We start from the raw sequence: 18820 nt of genomic DNA, 5'->3' as shown, positions 1-18820 counted from the left end.
GAGGTCAATTGGAGCGGCCTGCCCGGGCGGGCAGGCCGCTGTAACGCTAATACTTAAGCAGTTCTGGCCGTTGCAGCCTTTTTGTGACTCGGCTCGGCTGCCATTTCTGGTCGCATTTCATGCGCCTCCAGGCTGGCCGTCTGTGCTTGCTTGCGCTGTTCACGGCTTTGCAGCAGGAAGTAGGACAATGCAGGAATCAGAATCAGCGCGCCCAGCATGTTCCACAGGAACATGAATGCCAGGAGGATGCCCATGTCAGCCTGGAACTTGATCGGTGACCACGCCCAGGTAATCACGCCCGCCGCCATGGTCATGCCTACCAATGCGACAACCCTCCCAGTGAACTGCAGCGAAGCGGTGTAAGCCTGGAACAAGGTGAAACCACGTCGTTGCAACAGCAACTGGACCGACAACAGGTACAGCGCATAGTCGACCCCAACGCCAACCCCCAGGGCGATTACCGGAAGCGTCGCTACCTTGACCCCAATGCCAAGCCAGACCATCAGCGCTTCGCACAGCACCGTAGTGATCAGTAGCGGAATCAGTGCGACCAACACGGCACGCCAGCTGCGGAACGTGATCAGGCACAGCAGGATCACGCCCACATAGAGCAGCCCATGCATTTTGTAGAACGACTCTTTCACCACGATGTTGGTGACTGCCTCGATCCCCGCGCTACCTGCGGCTGGCAGGAACTGCACCTCGGCACTGTTGTGCTCTTTGGCAAACGCTTCGGCGCGCTCCAGTACGCGGCTGAGCGTACTGGCCTTGTGGTCGCTCAGGTACGCCATGACCGGGAACACCGAACACTTGGGGTTGAGCACGTCCGGGTTGTTGACCAGCACTTGCGACGCCGCATAGCCCAGCGACCGCGGCTCGCGGATGATGCTGTTCCACTTGAAGTAGCCTTCGTAGGTACCCGCGACCCCCCGCTTGGTGAGCGTGGCAAACGACTCAGTGGCTTGCACGCCTGGGACATGGCTCAGTTCCCAGCCCAGCCGATCGGCTTCAAGCAAGTTGCTGAAATGGTCACAGACGTTAGGTTGGGTCTTGACCAGGATCGCGAACTGGTCATTGGACAGTCCGTAGTTCGCCGTGATGAAGGCGACATCTCGGTTGTAACGCGATTCTGGCCACAGTTCGGGTGCGCCGGCACTGAGGTCTCCAATCTGCAGGTCATGACGAACGAACAGCGCGGCAGTGGTCAGCAGGGCAGCGACGATTACCGCACACCAGGCCCATTTGCGCTGGGTAAACGCTGCGAAGAAGGCCCATATCCCGGTGGGTCGGCTGTGATCGCCGCTCTGCTCACGCAAGGACCGCTCTGCGGCATGTTGACCAACGCCGGTGTAGGAAAGAAGGATAGGGATGAGGATGAGCTTGGTGAAGATCAGAACCGAGACGCCGATGCTGGTAGTCAGCGCGAGATCCCGAATCACCGGTATATCGACGATCATCAGTACCGCGAAACCCACCACGTTCGCGAGCAGGGCAGTGAGTCCCGCCATGAACAAACGCCGGAAGGTGTAGCGCGCCGCCACATACTTGTGAGTTCCGCGCCCAATATCCTGCATGATGCCGTTCATTTTCTGCGCACCGTGGGACAGTCCGATGGCGAAAATAAGGAAAGGCACCAGGATCGTATAAGGATCCAGCTCATAGCCTGCCAGGTGCATGAGGCCCAACAGCCAGACCACGCCGAGTATTGAAACGGCCACCAGCATCAGAGTACTGCGCAGACAGCGCGTGTAGCCATACACGAACACGGTAGCGATCAATGCGGAGATGCCGAAGAACATCAGGACTTTGTCCAGGCCCTGTATCAGATCACCCACCAGCTTCGAGAAACCAACGATGTGAATCTTGATGCCGTCGCGCTCCTTGCTCCGCACTTTCTCTTCAAGAGCTTGTGATAACGCTTTGTAGTCGATAGGCAAACCCGTGTCGGCGTAGCGGTCCAGCACTGGCACGGTGATCATCGAGGACTTGTAGTCATTCGCCACGATCCTTCCTGGAGCGCCTGAGCGGTTCAGGTTCTCGCGTAACTCAGCGAGCTTTTCTGCAGAACCATCGAAATGGTCGGGCATGACCGGGCCACCGCGCATGCCATCTTCGGTCACCTGATTCCAACGCAGGATCGGGGTCCACAAAGATTTCATCCATGGCCTATCGAGGCCCGGCGTCAGGAACACCTCATCGTTGACCTCTTTCAAGGTCTGCAAATACGCGGGGTCGAAGATATCGCCGTCGGTATTTTCGACCACGATCCGCAGGCTGTTGCCCAAGCCACTCAATTCGTTGCGATTGTCGATGAAGTTCTGGATGTAGGGGTGGGAGGTGGGAATCATCCGGTCGAAATTTGCGTTGACGACCAGACGCGTCGCTTGCCAGCCCAGAACTGCAGAGACCAATGCAATGATCAGTATGATCACCGCGCGGTAATTGAAAATAAGTCGCTCGATGCGGTTGCCGGTCTTCTCATCGAAGTCTCGACGATGCTTGATCACGGGATATTTATCCGTGGCATGGTCCATCTTTATAGCCATCGCGGTTTCTCCGATGGGGAAGCAAGTGCTCGCGCTGTCCAGAGGACGCACGACTCATTGTTGTTCAGGGTTGAGCGACGATCCGTACGCCATCAGGGCCAATTGCCACAAGGCCGGTGCTGGCTGAGGTCACGCCGTAGACGGGCGCGCGGCCAGCCGATGATTTGCTGACGATGCGACTGCCATCAGCGCTGCTGACCAATAAGCTGCCGCCAGCGGTAGCGAGCACGACTCGGCCATCTGCCAGCACAGTGCCCGCGTTGATCGATTCGCTGCCACCTGTATCAAGTTTGACCCAGGAGCTGCCGTCATCGCGGCTGATGAATGCGTTGCCGCGAAGGCCGAAAATGACCAGTAAGCCTTCTCGACCGGTCAGGCCAAAAAACGAACCTGGGTAGGGGCTTTCCAACTTGACGAAACGTTGCTGATCGCGATCCAGGCGCATGAGCAGGCCCAATTCGCCCACAATGTAGACTTGATCGCCAACTTTCCTGATGGCATGCAGCGAGTATTCATCAGGGTTTTCGGTACGTTCCATCCATGGCAGCCAATGTTCGCCGCCATCGGTGGTGTGGAGGATCAGGTTGTAGGCGCCTACAGCCCAACCGGTCTTCTCATCCTCGAAGTAGACATCCATGAGTGGCCGAACGGGCCCGCTTTGCTGCAGCGTCTGAGCATTCTCCTTGGCGCGATCCAAGGCTTCGCTGCTGCCCGCCAGCTTTGCGTAGTAGTGGCTCGCCAGTTCCCCGATCTGCCGTCCATCCAGTTGGCGGACCCAGCTCTCACCGCCGTCTTCACTGTGCAGGATGACGCCGTCATGGCCTACCGCCCAGCCTTGTGAAGCGGTTGGGAAATAAACGGCAGTCAAGTCGCTGCTAAGTGGCACCTTGCTTTGGCTGAAACGCTTGCCGGCATCGGCTGAGCGCAAAATGTGCCCGCGCGGGCCAACTACCACAATCTGAGCGTTGCCACTTGCCGCGAGCCCATAAAGGGCCGAACCAGCCGCCCGGTCCGACATCATCGCTGGCTGATCGAGCGGGTCAGTGAAGGCCAGGGCAGGGGCCATGCAAGTGCACATCCCACCGCTCAACGCCAGCACCTTGAATAGCGCTTTCATTATTTTCTCCCTGTGTTGCCGAGCACCGGTCTACGTTGTGTCGCCGGTGATCGCTTTGAACGCTGAACGACAGCAGCAAGTCAGCCTGCTGCTGTCGTGTGCATCAACGCTGAGATTGACGAGCCAGCGATTCGGGAGTGAAGAACTGCACAGGTTGCATCTTGGCTTGCGGGAAGATGCCGCCTCGGGCACCGCCGGTGATACTGGAGTGGTAGTAAACCCCAGTAGCGAAGTCGAACAGCCAGGTCGACGAAGTGTGCGGAATCTGTTTGTCATACATCTGGTAGGCCGGCATGTAGACACCCTTGGCCAACTTGCCGGAAGCATCCCAGGCATCTGTCATACCGGCGCCGAGGATGTCCTCATCGTAATAAAGGGTGCGCTTGGGCTGGACATGGCGCATACCAGGTTTGAGGGTCAATTCGACCACGTGCACACGGTGCAGCTCCCAACGCATGGCCTCAGGGTTCGGGTGGTTCGGTTGCAGAAGGTCATCCGGCGATGTCGACGCCCAGTCGTAATTGTTGTACGGGATGATCATCTCTTTCTTGCCAACATACTTGAAATCGTAACGGTCTTGCTTGCCCGAGAAGCCGTAGATTTCGTCGTAAAGCATGGCACCGCCCGATGTGGAAACCGGGAAATCGTACTCGGCATCCGGTGAGCGGCGTACCCGACGTTGACCTGGCGAGTAAGCCCAGGTTGGGTTTGGCGTTGCAACTGGGTCAACATAGAAGCGCTGGAGGTTACCCTCGCCCACGTTACGCGAAGGGGCAGTGTAAATGTTCAACTGGGTCAGGTAGGTGCCAATGGAGCTGAACTTGTCGGCATCGAGATCCTTGTTGTAGTACTGCGCGTCGCCACGGTTGTTGATGCCCCCTGTCAGAACGCGGCTGCCCTTGGCGTCAACGTACCAACCTTCACCCTTGGTGATGTTGGACTCACCTTTGTATTGCAGTTGAGCGTTCCAGACGACCTCGTGACCTGTCTTGGGAATCGGGAATGGCACGCCACCGAAGCAGCCCTCGACGGCCAGGCCATCCTTGGTGGTCTTGCAGCGGGTGGCATTGGCGATACTGTTCTTGTTGATCCAGTCTGGATAGTTCGCAGTCCGATGGGACGGGTAAACCGGAACTTTATAGGTATCGGGAAAACGCTTGAGCAACGCCTTGGTGCTTTCGGACAGCTTGTCAGCGTATTGGTCGACGTTTTTCGCAGTAATCACATACAGCGGCTTTTCATTGGCGAATGGATTGACCCAGTGCCCGGAATCAGGCTGGAAGCCTGCGGGCTTGGTCGAAGTGGGAAGCCCGCCGGTATAGGCAGGAATGCTACCGTCCTTGTTGCCGGCGATCTCGGCGCCCCAGGGGGTGAGAGACTTACCCAGCTCGGCGGCTTCCTGCGGCGAAACGGCTGCATGAGCGGTACTGGCTGAAAGGATGGCGATAGCCAGCGTTGGGGTAGTTATTTTCATGCTGGAACTCCCGATCAGAAAGCAGTCTGGTAAGTAAGGATCAGCGTGTCGCGGTCATGCAGGAAGCCCAACCCGGAATAGGCATTGGCGCCTCCAATATTGCCGGTACGGCCATGACGCGCGGTATAGGCAAGGTCAAATTGGTGCTTCATGGAACCTGCGAAATACTCCAGGCGTGGGCCCAGCTTGACCAGGTAGGAATCCTCTGGCGGGATACCTGCGTTCTGGGCAGCCGGGTTACCGTACAAGCCGTAGGTGGCGAAAATTGGGAAGGACACATCCAGGCTAGGCATTACCTGTTGCCAAACCGGTGTGAACGAGACACTTGCAGACGCCGCATTGCGCGTCGAACAGCCACGCAGCAGCTCTTTATCTTCGCAGCGCCCTGCAACCGACCCACCCTCGCTGTCACTGGCGTTGAAGAATGCCTTGTTATCGGTCACTTTGACCAGATGCATGTAATCAAGCTGGGCGGCCACAGACCCGTTGTCGAAGAATGAATTTTTGTTGATGGTGAACACGCCGCTGAGCAGGGCATGCACAGTGTCGCCGCGCGCACCGTCCAGGTTGGAAGGCTCTGGCTGGCCGATCGCTACAAAGGTCTGGCCAGTGGTGTTAAGCGGCATGTTGGTACGGTAGTTGACTTCGGCCCCGATGCTGACCGACTTGTACACCCCGTTCCAGGTCAAGCCGTACAACTCGATATCCTTCGCGTACACAGCCCGTGCATACGGAGCCCGGGGGTTGGATACGATGACCTGGTTAGCCCAGCTGGCGTTCTTGTCGTCAAATTTGCGGTACCACAGGCCAAAGCTGCTATCCAGGCCCCAGCTAGGTGACCAGCGCAGGCCGACGGAGACATCCCCGTTATCGCCTTCTTTTGCATCGTGGCGTGCTACGCCTGGCGCCAGGAAGTCCGGACCGCGCAGGGCACCATCGGAAACGGCGTAGTAGGTACCGCCTTCCGAGACCCGCGATGGTTCATAGTCATAGGTGTACTGGAACATCAACGAGAGTTCCGGTACCAGTTGCCAAGTGGTTGCAAACTGGCCGATCGGGAGCGATGTCTCCTTGGCCGAGGCGCCTGGGCTGAGGTCGCTCAGGAGGCCATCGTTGGGGGCCATGGAGTACGACACACTGCTGCCGTTACCGAACAAGAATTCGCCCGGTAACCAGGCGAAGCTACCCACCTTCGCGTTGAGTTCGGTGGAGCCGATGTTGAAGTTGCCCCATACAAAGTAGTCACGAAACTCGGCCGAGGGGCCTGCGTAGTAGCGGTCCACCACGCTCGAATAGCGATTGTTGCGGTAGTTGGCTACGCCTTCGAGGCCGGGTGCGCTTTCGCTTTTGTCGGGGAAATTGTGGTCGTACCAAGCCGCACCGCTCACCCGCAGGCCGTACTTGTCCTGCCAGTTCAGGTCGAATTCGCTGAACAGATCAAGGCGCGAAAGGAACACATCCCCTTTGTCGGCAAAGCGGTCGCCTTCGTCAAAATTCGGGTTGTTAGCCAGGTGATTGTCCCGCCCATCGACTCGCCAGCCCTGGTTGTAGCGCACGGTCGTGTCCAAGCTCATGTTGAGGTCGGGGATGCCGCTGTCAATGCGGAAGGCGAACGCTTCATCGCTGGCCCCCATGGCTAGGCAAAGGCCAGCAAGCATCATCGGCGCGGCAGTGAGGGGGCGAGAAACTAGCATTTTCCTTTTGTCCATCTGAAGTGCCCTCTGAATTGTTGTTTTTGTTTTCAATCGAAGCGCAGTGGCATAGAGGACCCGCGCTCGTAAGTCTGTGCAAGATCGGGAGCTCTGCTTTCTAACCCATGAGGCAGCCGACTCATGGCGAATGCTCTGATTTTGCTCCTCTCCCGCGGCTATATCCCTGATGGTCCAAAACGTCTTTTTGTGAATCACGTTCACATACACGCACACCATTTATATGAGTAACCCGGATGCAGTGCAAGCTCTCTAGAGTGATTGTGCGCGCTAATTTCATACGGTCGTTTTAATCGGAGTGAGGCAGCTCAACGGAGGCGGTGTGGGCGCTTGCCATGGTTCCATGAATGGTAATATGCTGAACGACGTTCGTAATTATGAATATACGGGGTTGCGTGATGCCACAGTCCATGGTGCATAGGGAATGCCTAGGTCCGGTCGCTCTGCTGACGCTCGACGGTCCTCCAGTCAATGCTTTCAACCTGCGTATGCGCCGTGAATTACACGACGCGCTGCAATGGGCCGGCGCTGATCGGCAGGTGAAGGCGGTGGTTATCACCGGTAGCGGGCGAGGCTTCAGTGCAGGGGGCGATATTCGCGAATTTGGTACGCCCGACGCCAGTGCGCTTCCAGGTCTTTCAAGCCACATCCACGCTGCCATCGAACGTTTGCGCAAGCCTGTCATCGCAGTTGTGCAAGGTTTTGCCTTGGGAGGTGGCTTGGAAACCGTACTGGCGAGCCATTACCGCGTTGCTGAAAAAGATGCTTGGGTCGGTCTGCCAGAAGTCACTCTGGGTACGCTGCCATTGTCGGCCACACAGCGCCTGCCACGCCTTTTGGGCATTGTTCCTGCTGTGCAGTTGATGCTCGAAGGGCAGCGAGAAAAGGTATCTGAGTTTCATCAAACAGCATTGTTTGATCGCGTCGTCGACCCCGGGCAAGGGGTTTCGAGCGCCTGTGCCTGGGCCAGCGAGATGGCGGCTTCACCGTTGTGCTATGCCGATCTGAAAAAGAGACTGGTGCGTTCCATGCCCATCCCAGGCAATGACCTGCAGCAGGATCTGATAGAGGCGAGGCAGTTGTTGCAAGGCAGAACCGATGCCGCCTCCCACGCGTTACTGCAAGCCGTGCAAGCGGCTGTCGATAGCCCAGACTTCGATGCGGGGCTCGCTTGCGCTCGACGCTTGTACGACCAGCTTATGTCCAGCGAAGCGCTGCGCCATGGCCGGGATCGATTTCTTGCTGGGGCACCTGACACTGGCGCCCTGGCTGACACAAAGGCCCAATGAATGAGGATCGGCTAGCGTGCCTATCGATGAAAAGCTGCTCACACAATGGATCGGTCGCCAGGAAACCCAGCGCGACTTGTTGACGTCCGTTCCTCTTCGCGCCCTCGCAGCGGTACTGGATCACGAAGACGACGCCTATGATGGCGGTGCTCAAGTGCCGCCGCTGTGGCATTGGCTGTATTTTCTGCCCTTGGCGCGGCAATCGAATGTTGGCGCCGACGGACATCCTCAACGGGGTGGTTTCCTGCCCCCGGTTAGCCTGCCCAGGCGCATGTGGGCGGGGGGGCGGCTCAGTTTCAATGGCCCGTTGCCGGTAGGATCTGAAGTAGAGCGTATTACGACAATCACTGATGTCACGCATAAAGCCGGCCGCAGCGGAGAGCTGGTGTTCGTCAAGCTGTTGCACGAGCTGTCAGTTGAAGGCGAAGTGCGCGTGCGCGAAGAGCAAGATATCGTCTATCGCGATGCGCCTGGTCCGGATGACCGGCCCCCAACGCCCCAGCCTGCACCGACAGGTTCACACTGGATAAAAGAGATTGTGCCGGACCCGGTTCTGCTGTTCCGTTATTCGGCCTTGACCTTCAATGGCCATCGCATCCATTACGACCGCCCGTACGCCACAGAAGAGGAAGGTTACCCCGGCCTGGTGGTGCATGGGCCATTGATCGCCACGCTACTCATGAACCTGCTGCGCGATCAGTTACCGCAGGCACAAGTAACCGCATTTTCCTTCCGCGCAATGCGCCCCTCGTTTGACCAGCGGCCGCTGCGCCTATGTGGTCGCGCTGAAGCCAATAGGGTGCATTTGTGGGCGGAAGATGAGCAAGGCTTCCTGTGCATGGACGCCCGAGCAGAACTTGCCTGATGCAACGGCGCAAACCGCTGTGCACCGACCTGATATGGGTGCTGCTGTGGGCGCTGGTTATCGTCATGACATTAATGGGCACGAGGTGAATATGCGTTCTTATCTTTTCGTACCTGGAGATCGCCCAGAGCGGTTTGCCAAAGCCTTGGCGGCCGGTGCCGACAGGGTCATTCTTGACCTTGAGGATGCGGTAGCCCCAGATAACAAAGGGGCCGCACGGGAGCACATTGCAAGGGCGGTCGAGGAGGGCGCGCAGGTGATGGTCCGCATCAATAGCCAGGGCTCAGACGCGTTTGCCGAAGACCTTGAGTTGATCCGCCGCCTGTCCGTGAAGGCCATCATGCTGCCCAAGGCGGAATCCATCGAGCCTTTGCGCGCATTGGCAGCGGTTACCACCGCCCCCATCGTGCCGCTGATTGAAAGCGCGTTGGGTGTTTGGCAGGTTATGGACGTCGCCAGAGGGGCGAACGTAGAACGGCTAGCGTTCGGGTCGATTGATTTTCAGGCTGATGTCGGGTGTGAACACACAGACGATGCCCTGCTGTATTCACGCTCTCAGATCGTACTTGCATCCCGTGTGGCTGGCCTGCAAGCGCCTATCGACGGGGTGTCGGTCATACTCGATGACAGCGAGGTGATTGCTGCCGAGGCAAAGCGCAGTCGTGCACTGGGCTTTGCTGGCAAGCTCTGTATCCACCCGCGCCAAGTGCCCATGGTTAACCTGGCATTCACGCCCTCGAGCGAGGAGCTGGCCTGGGCACGGCGCGTAGTGCAAGCCTGCAGCCGATCAGCGGGTGCGGCAGTTTCAGTTGATGGCGCCATGGTCGACCTGCCGGTGCTTGTCAGGGCGCGGAGTCTGCTGGCAGTAGTGGGAGAGGGCTGAAAACGCCCCTCAGTACTGTGATGCTGGCAGCCGCACGATCAGCCCCTCAAGAGCGGGGCTGACAATGACCTGGCAAGTGAGGCGGCTGTTCTCGGTGACTTCCGAGGCACAGCTGAGCATGTCGCGCTCATACTGCTGGGCTTCAGGAATTTGCGCGGCCCAGTTTGCCCTCTCGATATAGCCATGGCAGGTCGCACAACTGCAATTGCCCCCGCAATCGCCGAGGATTCCAGGCACACCATTGTTCAAGGCCACTTGCATCAGGGACTGGCCGACATCGGCTTCAACGCGCTGTTCGCTGCCATCATGTTGAATAAAGGTGATCGTAGGCATTCTTGTTCTCTCGCCGCCTCTTGGCTGGGGCCGGTCAATCCGAGGCTCCGGCACCGTTGTGAAATACGTGTGACAAAGATATGTTATTTGGAACGACGTTAGAAATACTGAACGACCAAATAGGCCGCTGTCAAACCGGCCCGATTGCGGGCTGCCTTGTGAAGGCTCTCATTACTACCCACTGTGCAGGAATTTTCAATGACGCAGGATAATGCTTTCCGTCTCGATGATCGTATTGCCGTAGTAACGGGAGGCGGTGCAGGCATCGGCCGCAGCATCGCCGAAACCTTCGCCCTCGCCGGCGCACATGTGATCGTGGCAGATCTGGACGCAGCTGCAGCGCAACTGACCGCTGACGCTATTACCGAAGCTGGCGGGCAGGCGCATGCCTTGGCCGTCGATGTATCAAAGGAACACGAGGTAATCGCGCTCTTCGAGGCGGTGGTCGGGCAACACGGTGGCCTGGACGTGCTGGTGAATAATGCGGCCATCTTTCCCAAGAAACCCTTTCTGGAGGTCGATACGGCGTTCTGGGATAGCCTGCAGGCCGTCAATTTGCGTGGAACATTCTTGTGCCTTCGCGAAGCGATCCGCCATATGAAAGCAGGTAAAGGCGGCTCGATTGTGAATATTTCTTCGGTTTCGTCCATGCAGGCTGTGGTGCATCACAATGGCACCTATAACGCCACGAAGGCCGGGGTAAATAGCCTGACGCGCACCACCGCGCTCGAATTCGGCCCGGATGGAATTCGGGTGAATGCCGTGCTCCCAGGCGGTATCCCCACGCCAGGGGCGCGCACAGCATCGGCGGCCATTGAACTCAAGGGGCCGATACTGGGTGAAGGGCGCATTCCGCTGGGAGGGATGGGTGATGTGCAGGATATCGCCAATGCAGCTTTGTTCTTGGCCAGCCCTGCGTCACGTTACATCACTGGCCAACTGCTGGCCGTTGACGGAGGGTTCTTGGTCAGCTGATGGCACCTGAAGGCTCGCGTTGCTCTTGTGGAGCGTCCGGTACTGGCTCGGGCTGGTACCGGCACACTCCTTGAACACCTTACGGAAGGTCTGCACATCGCTGTAGCCGCTGAGGGTGGCGATCTGCGCGATCGAGCGACTGGTGCGCACAAGCAAGCCTTGTGCAGATTTGATACGCAGTTGCCTGACGTACTCTTGTGGCGTGCTGCCAAGATGCCGCTGAAAATGCCGCAACACTGTCTGTTGGCTGACCGCCATGGCCTTGGCCAGCTCGGAAATGCGTACGTCCTGGGCGAATCGCTCTTCCAACCACAACTGGGCGTTCGCGGTGAGGGCGTCGTCAGCGAGATGGTCTTCGGCCGCCTGATGCAAACTCGTCACATCGCTCAACCAGCGGGCCAGTTCCGGCGTTGTAACATGCTCGATCAGGCGCGTGATCAACTGCATGTCCGCCGCCAGCCCGCTGCCAGTAATTACCCGGCCATGCTCGACCACGGCGCTGCGATGCTCGAGGCGAATATTGGGGTAACGACGTCGGAAAAGTGGCAGCAGAGTGCGTCCTATCGTGGCCGTACCGCTGTTTAGCAGCCCTGCCTCTGCCAAAATGAACACCGCTGAACCGCTGGCTGAAATCAGCGCGCCGCCGGCGTGCTGGCGGATCAACCACTCACACAGGGTGCTGTGCTTGGCAAGCCAATCAGGGAGAGACAGCTGCTCGTCCAGGATGACAGCGGGTAGGTGAATCAGATCGAATTGCAAGCCCGCTTCCAGCCCGCCGTCTGAGGGTAGGGTGCGGCCACCGGCCAATTTTGCAGCGCGCCCATCGGTTGTGAGCAAATGCACCCGGGTTTGCATGCTAATGGGTTGGCGCGTGCGATAAAGCTCCACGACTTGCCGGCCGATGAGCTGGAACGCATCGAGGAATACGCCCAGGCTGGAAAGGTATGCGCCTGTGATGCCTACTACTGCAAAACCCGACATGGAGTGGTCCTTGAATCAGGAAAGCCGCTGCCGGAGTATGCCCCAGGCGCAGTGTCCGGCACACCTTTGCAGCGCTGGCAGCGACTGCTCGCCCTGTGACTAACCGGTCAGGTCCGCGCCGCCATCGATCCATTGCGCCAGCCTCTCGGCCAGCTGTGCGTCCGCCAGCTCTACGAAGTATCCCAGCTGAGTGACAGTGTCGAGGTGGATGATGGCGGGCTGGCCTTGTGAGTTGAGGTTGTCGATGGTCTCGAAGCAGACCTGCGCACCCCCTGGGCGCTGGTCCAGATTGGTTGTGGCGTAACCCAGGTGGAAAATCCCTTCACCCCTGGTCTGCAGCCACTCGGACGCGCTGCTCTGGCCGCTGCCAGGCTCTACCATTTCCAGATAAAGATCGCCCCAGCGTGCGAACGCATTGCGGTTGGCAATCCGCTGCTCGGTGCCCCGGTAACGCCCGGTGTAATCGGTGTCGAGCCTGCGGAAGGGGCCGAGCCCAAACAAGGTTCGATAATGTTCCATGCTTGCTTCCAGATCGCGCACTACGACCCCGATCTGATAGAGCTTACCGTCGAACTCCATTGTCTTGATCCTTCGTTCAAACGCTGAAAAAACGGCTGGATGCGCATCAATGCTCGATGCCTGAGCAGAATAGCCGCGTGTATTGATCGATGATGTGGGTGACGTCTTGCTGGGTATCGCGCTGCAGCCTCAAGGCTGCGCAATGGCAGAGGTCAATCAAAGCGCGCACGGCCAAAGGGCAATCTATAGCTGGATCCAACAATCCCTGAGCGGCCGCCTGCTCGAACATCTGCTGGAGCAGTGCCTGGTAGTGGCGCGATTGTGCGCGTACAGCCTGTTGTTGATCCCCGCTGAGGTAGCGGCGTTGCTCCGCAAGCACGATCAAGCAGTCCCGGTGGGCGTGCAGGTCATGCAGGTACGCGTGGATAACCCCGCGGATCCGGTCTGCCAGAGAAGCGCTTGGGTTTTCGGTGATCTGCGCCAGACGGGCAATGGCCGTTTCAACTGCGTGTAGACACACCGCCTCCAATGCGGCTTCCTTGGTGGGGAAGTAGTAATACAAGCTGGCCTGTCTGAGCTCAAGCCGGTCCGCAATATCTTGGGTCCGGCACCCATGAAAGCCTTTTTCAGCGAAAACCGAGGCGGCGGCCATGAGGATTTCCAACCGGCGCTTTGTGAATTTGCCGGTGGTGGGCTTGATCGGCATCTGAAGCATCCGCGCTCAGTTTAGAAATGTTCTACCAAGGTAAGCGACTCCACTCGATAAATTCAATAGCTTTATAGAAAATCCTCTCCGAATTTACGGAGCACGGATTGACACATAAGCCGATGCTTATTTTTAATGCGCTATGGAATCAAGGTCCAAGGATACATAAGTCATGGCTTATGATGAAAAGTTGCGAGCGCTTGCTGACCCTAGCCGGCGAGCCCTCTATGAAAGCCTGGTGCGGGAGCCTGCCTATACCGCCACGCTGGCTGAGGAATCACGCCTGAGCCAGCCGGCTGTATCGCAGCACCTGAAGGTGCTGCTCGAAGCTGGGCTGGTGTCTCAGCAGCGTGATGGACGGCGTACGTTGTATGCGGCAAGGCCCGGAGCACTGGATGAGTTGGTGAGCTATCTGGGGGGGCTGACAGCAGCGACTCCCAGCACCGAGCCAGGGCTGCCGCACGCGTTCGAAGCTGATGCAATCGCCTTGGCCGCGCTGCGTTGGGCGCAGGAGTGGCCGGGCCAGGATCCGAATGTCTACGCAGTGACCCAGCGTTTGCTGTTGATGGGGCGCCATGTGGAACGGGCGCTGAAGGAAACCGCTGAGCGTCATGGCCTGCAAGGCAGTGAGTTGCTGCTGCTGGATGCGATCAATCTGACGCCTGGGCATAGCCTTACGCCTTCGCAGTTGCAGATGCGGCTGGGCCTGACAAAGGGCGCAGTCACCAAACTGATGAACAATCTCGAGCATTTGGGGCTGATTTGCCGATCGGCTTCCCAGCAGGACCGTCGTATCAGCCATGTTGCGTTGACCACCAAGGCTCATGGCACGCTGAAAACCATTCTTGATCACCATGAATATGGTGCCGACCATGCCGCCGCCAAGCGCCTGACTGCCAACGCGCTGACCCAGTTAGCGCATCTGCTGCAGCATTTTCACGGCCTGATGGAGGACGAGTTGGCACGCCGCGCTGCGCTAGATAAATCCGAATAGCGTTCAAAAAACTGTTGACGTTAAATGTTTCCTGGTGAACTATTGTTCCAAGGCGGTTGAGGCCTGTCATCAAGAAGATGGTCGGTTGCTACGCCAAACGTACTCACCTACGGAGAATAATAATGAGATCAGCGGTGTTTCACGCAGCCGGCGAGCCCTTGGTGATCGAGACGCGTCCCGATCCGGCACCTGGCCTAGGTGAAGTCGTCATGAAGGTTCACAGCTGCGGTATCTGCGGCACGGACCTTCACATGACCGAGGGCCATTCTCCCGGCTTTGACTACCCAGCCGGCACGATCCCTGGGCATGAATATGCAGGTGAGGTGGTGGCCGTCGGGGCGGATGTTCAGGGGCTGCAGATTGGCGACAGGATCAGTGCCTTGCCCTTTACCGGTTGTGGCCATTGCCTGGCGTGCAAGCGTGGTAGCCCGAGCCATTGTGCGGGGTTCCGCGGACTGGGTAGCGGTTTTAGCGAATATGTCGCAGTCAGCGAGCGTACCTCGATCAAGCTCCCGGACTCCTTGACCTACGATGACGGTGCCCTGCTGGAGCCTATGGCGGTGGGCCTCCATGGTGCAGCCATGGCAGGGATCACTCCTGGCGCCACGGTGCTGGTTCTGGGGGCGGGGCCTATCGGACTGGCCGCGACTTTTTTTGCGCGAAAACTGGGTGCTGGCCGAATTGTAGTCGCCGCCAATTCAACCCGCCGACAGGCGCTGGCACTGCAAATGGGCGCTGATTCCTTCATCGTCAAAGGCCAGGGGCAAGCGCTTGATGCCGCGGTAATCGAAACCTTCGGTGCAGCGCCAGACATCGTGCTCGAATGCGCGGGCCAACCAGGCTGCATCAGTGAAGCCATCCAAACCGTGAACCGCGGCGGAACCGTTGTGGTGCTGGGCTTCTGTACGACAGCGGACAGCTTTGTGCCCGCGACAGCGGTATGGAAGGAAATCACCTTGCGTTTTTCCAACACATACACCGTGGGTGATTTCCAGCATGTGGCGCAGGTGCTTGCGCGTGGGGCGCTGGAGCCGCGGGCAATGATCACCCAGCACGTTTCGCTGGACCAAGTGCCATCCGTGTTCGAAGCGCTGCGCGCACCCAGCGGGCAATGCAAGGTCATGATTCATCCCTGGGCCTGAACCGCCGGCGGTCACAGTGCTGCTCTTTCATCTATCGATCCAGACGCGCTCCACCGGAGGTGACTGAATGAATGCTTCCCTGCAACCGTGGGCGGCTTACGTCGACCTGCTCAAAGCCGCCAGCGAAGTCGAACAACAGCTGTGGGACCCCCTTGACGAACAATTGCGTGCCGAACTGTACCGCCAATTCGCCATGAACCTGTCGCAAGGTTACTTTCTGTATTTCCAGGCAGACCCCGATTACCCCGACTGGGCACCCTTCGAGAACTCGGTGTTCCTCGCACAGCCTAATCCGGACGCCGTGTATCACTTCAGTGCCGTCAGCGGCGAGGGGACCTACCGGGTGTCAGGCAACCGGGGCAACGTGCCGGTGGCGGGCTTCGCCACAGGCAAACACATGATCGGCATGGCCAGCCCACCCGGGCCGGGCTTCAACAACTACGACCTGAACCAGCTGGATATCGCCGAGGACGGCAGTTTTGAAGTCATTTTGAGCAATGAGCGGCCAGAGGGTTACGTGGGCAATTGGCTGTACCTGCACCCCGAATCGCGCTTCCTGTTGTTGCGCCAGTTTTCCTACGATTGGGGGAATGAACGCGAGGTCAAGGTGTGTATCGAGCGCCTGGGGGCGCAGCCGCTAAAACCACGCATGAGCGTGGCAACCATTGACCAGCAACTGCGTGAGCTGTTTGGCGGTTACGTGAAGCGTCTGTCACAACTGTGCCAAGGGATCATCGCCAACAGCCGCACCAGCCGCCCGTCGCACCAGATGCAGTTGGTCACCTTTGCCGAGCTGGGTAACGGAGATGACTGGCCACAGGCCTATTACGAATGCACCTACGACTTGCAGCCTGACGAGGCGCTGATTCTGGAAACCGAACTGCCGGAACGCTTGGTGTATTGGAACGTTCAGGTCGTCGATGCCTTGTGGAACCAGGTCGAACTCGTTCATCGCCAGAGCAGCCTCAACGGTCATCAAGCACATGTGGATGGCGACGGAAAGTTTCGCGCTGTGCTATCCATCGAAGACCCAGGCGTTGCCAACTGGCTGGATACCGGCGGCAATCTAAAGGGTATGTTGATCGGGCGATGGTACCGCAGCAGCTCTCATCCCACGCCCACCCTGAAGAAAGTCAAACTGGCCGACCTGGACGAGCATTTGCCATTGGATACATTGCGCGTCACTGCGGTGGAGCGCAGTGAGGCTCTGCGCGTGCGTCGCGTCGGGGCGCAATTACGCCGGCGTTGGTAGGAGGCGGCCAGCATGGAACAACTCAATGGCAAGGTGGCGGTCGTGCTGGGTGCCTCCACTAATCCGGGCATGGGCAGCGCTATCGCCCGACTGTTCGCGGCGCATGGCGCCAAGGTAGTGGTCGCGGCCAGGCGCATCGCTCCCCTGGAGCAACTTGCATGGGATATAGGCGGCAGTTGCCTGGCATGCGACGTGACCTGTCAGGCTGACCTTGAGCGCCTGGCCGAGATCACATTGCAACGCTACGGTCAGCTGGACATTGCCGTCAATGCTGCAGGCATGGGGTTGAGCAAGCCGTTTGCCGAGACCACCGAGGAGGACTTGGACCAGGTTTATCGCACTGTTTTCAAAGGCTCGTTCCAGTTTTTGCAAAGCATGCTGGGAGCGATGTCCGATGGGGGCTCGGTGATCATGCTGTCGTCGGCCATCGCCCGTATCGGTTTCCAGGACCAGACGTTGTACGGCGCCTGCAAGGCCGCCGGCGAGCATGTAGTGCGGGCGGTCGCCGATGAGTACGGGGTGCGCGGTATCCGTATCAACAGCATCGCCCCAGGCCTGACCGAGAGCGGAATGACCCAAGGCTTCACCGAAGTGCCCGGCGTGCGCCAGGCCTTCGAGCGGGAGTACCCGCTGGGCCGCTTGGGCACCGTGGACGATATCGCCCAAGCGGCATTGTTCCTGGCCGGCGAGGGGTGCTTCATGACCGGCCAGACCTTGCAAGTGAATGGCGGCCTGACGCTGCGCCGCAATCCTACCTTTGCCGAAATTCAGGCCGCTATCGCTACCGCCCGGCCCGGGTAACTGCAGCGACCGCAACGTGGCGTCCGCCACCTTCTATCACTAGCTAACGAGATGAACATCGTGACGATATCCGCCAACTTCAAGGGCGCGGAGGGGCAGTTGCACGCCGCCGCCAGCGCCGCAACGGGTTTGACAGACTTTGGTGACCCTGCTGAATACCTCCCGGGCTTGCAACGGCTGCTGGCTGCCCTGGATGACAATGGCCCGGTCTTCAAGCCTGGTGGCCGCGAGTTTGCCTGGAACATGCTGGCCGGCGTGCTGATTTCACGCTTGCTCAGCCAGCAGGGCTGGAAAGACCATCCAACCTGTTTGCAGCATCCAGTAACGCGCCCGCTGATCGTGATCGGCATCCCGCGCACGGGCACCACGGCACTTCATAAGCTGTTGTCGATGGACCCGCAATTCCAAGGGATGGAGCGCTGGCTCACTGCGTTTCCGATGCCGCGGCCAGAGCGCGCCACTTGGGCCGCGAACCCTTGGTACCAGGCTTGCGCCGCCGGTCTCGAACAGTTTTTCGCAGCGGCGCCACACATGCGTGCCGCCCATGACATGCGAGCCGATGACGTGGACGAATGCCTGGAAGTGCTGAAGCAGAACTTTTGCAGCAACTTCTTCGGCTCTTCCCTGCGTGTACCTGACTACGACCGCTGGTGGCTGGAGCAGAGCGAGGCGAGCAGTTATCGGCGTCTTCGCAAGGTCATTCAATTGATCGGCGCCAACAGCCCGGAGAAGACCTGGCTGTTGAAGAACCCAGGGCACGTGGCCCAGGTCGGCAACTTGCTGGACGTGTTTCCCGATGCTTGCGTGATCCAGACCCATCGTGCCCCGGCCAGCGCACTGCCTTCGCTGTGCAGTGTGCTTCGTGAAGCTCGCGGCATTCTGGAGGAGGGCGTTGATGCTCAGGCGATCGGTGAGCGTGAAGCCAGCTACTGGGGAGCGGCAGTGGAGGACGCTCACCGCGCAAGAGCCAGGGCGCCAGGGCAGTTCCTGGACATTCTGCAACAGGACATCCAGCGGCAACCGATGGCTGTAATCCAGACCATCTACGAGCACTTCGGCCTGACCTTAAGCGATGAAGCGCACGCGCGGATGCTTGCGCGGATAACCGCTGCGCCAGAAGCCCGCCACGGTGAGCATCGCTATAGCGCTGAAACCTATGGTTTGGACCCAGACCTGATCAATCAACGGTTCGCCCCCTATATCCAGCGCCAGGCACTGGCCTGAGCCACTTCCT

General features: G+C 58.8%; 17 protein-coding genes. 9 read left to right on the top strand and 8 right to left on the bottom strand.

Annotated features, from left to right (window positions below):
- Positions 1 to 53 precede the first annotated feature (53 nt).
- The 4 genes from ACF8O8_RS17675 to ACF8O8_RS17660 form a co-directional block, all read right to left on the bottom strand.
- Positions 54 to 2534: an RND family transporter gene (locus ACF8O8_RS17675; RefSeq protein WP_392510089.1), complete on the bottom strand. Its 2481-nt coding sequence runs from the start codon at positions 2532 to 2534 to the stop codon at positions 54 to 56.
- A gap of 76 nt (positions 2535 to 2610) precedes the next feature.
- Positions 2611 to 3663 (bottom strand): WD40/YVTN/BNR-like repeat-containing protein, encoded by a 1053-nt coding sequence (locus ACF8O8_RS17670; protein WP_392510088.1) that lies wholly within the window; start codon positions 3661 to 3663, stop codon positions 2611 to 2613.
- 103 nt (positions 3664 to 3766) lie between these two features.
- A complete protein-coding gene (locus tag ACF8O8_RS17665) occupies positions 3767 to 5137 on the bottom strand; it encodes a DUF1329 domain-containing protein (protein WP_392510087.1) in 1371 nt (456 codons plus the stop codon).
- 14 nt (positions 5138 to 5151) lie between these two features.
- Positions 5152 to 6831: a DUF1302 domain-containing protein gene (locus tag ACF8O8_RS17660; RefSeq protein ID WP_392510086.1), complete on the bottom strand. Its 1680-nt coding sequence runs from the start codon at positions 6829 to 6831 to the stop codon at positions 5152 to 5154.
- Between the two features lie 413 nt (positions 6832 to 7244).
- Here ACF8O8_RS17660 and ACF8O8_RS17655 point away from each other — a divergent pair, with 413 nt between their 5' ends.
- The 3 genes from ACF8O8_RS17655 to ACF8O8_RS17645 are packed head-to-tail and all read left to right on the top strand — an operon-like array spanning position 7245 to position 9883.
- Entirely contained in the window at positions 7245 to 8135 is an 891-nt protein-coding gene (locus ACF8O8_RS17655) for an enoyl-CoA hydratase/isomerase family protein (RefSeq protein ID WP_392510085.1), read from the top strand.
- Positions 8136 to 8151: 16 nt separating this feature from the next.
- A complete protein-coding gene (locus tag ACF8O8_RS17650; RefSeq protein ID WP_392510084.1) occupies positions 8152 to 9000 on the top strand; it encodes a MaoC family dehydratase N-terminal domain-containing protein in 849 nt (282 codons plus the stop codon).
- A complete protein-coding gene (locus ACF8O8_RS17645; protein ID WP_392510083.1) occupies positions 8954 to 9883 on the top strand; it encodes an HpcH/HpaI aldolase/citrate lyase family protein in 930 nt (309 codons plus the stop codon). The genes ACF8O8_RS17650 and ACF8O8_RS17645 overlap by 47 nt, the downstream gene beginning before the upstream one ends.
- Before the next feature lie 9 nt (positions 9884 to 9892).
- Here the strand turns inward: ACF8O8_RS17645 and ACF8O8_RS17640 are convergent, their stop codons facing one another.
- A complete protein-coding gene (locus ACF8O8_RS17640; protein WP_392510082.1) occupies positions 9893 to 10216 on the bottom strand; it encodes a 2Fe-2S iron-sulfur cluster-binding protein in 324 nt (107 codons plus the stop codon).
- A gap of 198 nt (positions 10217 to 10414) precedes the next feature.
- Between ACF8O8_RS17640 and ACF8O8_RS17635 the strand changes: the two genes are divergently transcribed.
- A complete protein-coding gene (locus ACF8O8_RS17635) occupies positions 10415 to 11191 on the top strand; it encodes an SDR family NAD(P)-dependent oxidoreductase (protein ID WP_392510081.1) in 777 nt (258 codons plus the stop codon).
- On the opposite strand, the gene ACF8O8_RS17630 is transcribed toward ACF8O8_RS17635, so the two are convergent.
- The 3 genes from ACF8O8_RS17630 to ACF8O8_RS17620 form a co-directional block, all read right to left on the bottom strand.
- On the bottom strand, positions 11135 to 12172 hold the full coding sequence (locus ACF8O8_RS17630) for a GlxA family transcriptional regulator (RefSeq protein WP_392510080.1): 1038 nt from the start codon (positions 12170 to 12172) through the stop codon (positions 11135 to 11137). The genes ACF8O8_RS17635 and ACF8O8_RS17630 overlap by 57 nt on opposite strands.
- A gap of 99 nt (positions 12173 to 12271) precedes the next feature.
- The gene (locus tag ACF8O8_RS17625; RefSeq protein ID WP_392510079.1) at positions 12272 to 12751 is read right to left on the bottom strand and encodes a VOC family protein; all 480 of its coding nucleotides are present in this window, start codon (positions 12749 to 12751) and stop codon (positions 12272 to 12274) included.
- 46 nt (positions 12752 to 12797) lie between these two features.
- A complete protein-coding gene (locus ACF8O8_RS17620; RefSeq protein ID WP_392510078.1) occupies positions 12798 to 13397 on the bottom strand; it encodes a TetR/AcrR family transcriptional regulator in 600 nt (199 codons plus the stop codon).
- Between the two features lie 172 nt (positions 13398 to 13569).
- On the opposite strand from ACF8O8_RS17620, the gene ACF8O8_RS17615 reads away from it, so the two are divergent.
- From ACF8O8_RS17615 to ACF8O8_RS17595, 5 genes are all read left to right on the top strand, one after another.
- Positions 13570 to 14391 carry a metalloregulator ArsR/SmtB family transcription factor gene (locus tag ACF8O8_RS17615; RefSeq protein ID WP_392510077.1) on the top strand — a complete coding sequence of 274 codons (822 nt, stop codon included), beginning with the start codon at positions 13570 to 13572 and terminating at the stop codon, positions 14389 to 14391.
- Positions 14392 to 14552: 161 nt separating this feature from the next.
- Entirely contained in the window at positions 14553 to 15533 is a 981-nt protein-coding gene (locus ACF8O8_RS17610; protein ID WP_392510179.1) for a zinc-binding dehydrogenase, read from the top strand.
- A gap of 67 nt (positions 15534 to 15600) precedes the next feature.
- Entirely contained in the window at positions 15601 to 16785 is a 1185-nt protein-coding gene (locus ACF8O8_RS17605; protein ID WP_392510076.1) for a DUF1214 domain-containing protein, read from the top strand.
- 12 nt (positions 16786 to 16797) lie between these two features.
- A complete protein-coding gene (locus ACF8O8_RS17600; RefSeq protein WP_392510075.1) occupies positions 16798 to 17586 on the top strand; it encodes an SDR family NAD(P)-dependent oxidoreductase in 789 nt (262 codons plus the stop codon).
- Positions 17587 to 17646: 60 nt separating this feature from the next.
- Entirely contained in the window at positions 17647 to 18810 is a 1164-nt protein-coding gene (locus ACF8O8_RS17595; protein WP_392510074.1) for a sulfotransferase family protein, read from the top strand.
- Positions 18811 to 18820 lie beyond the last annotated feature (10 nt).

This window comes from Pseudomonas sp. TYF_14, from assembly GCF_043105275.1.
Lineage (GTDB): Bacteria > Pseudomonadota > Gammaproteobacteria > Pseudomonadales > Pseudomonadaceae > Aquipseudomonas > Aquipseudomonas alloputida.
This window is presented reverse-complemented; position numbering and strand designations above follow the sequence as displayed.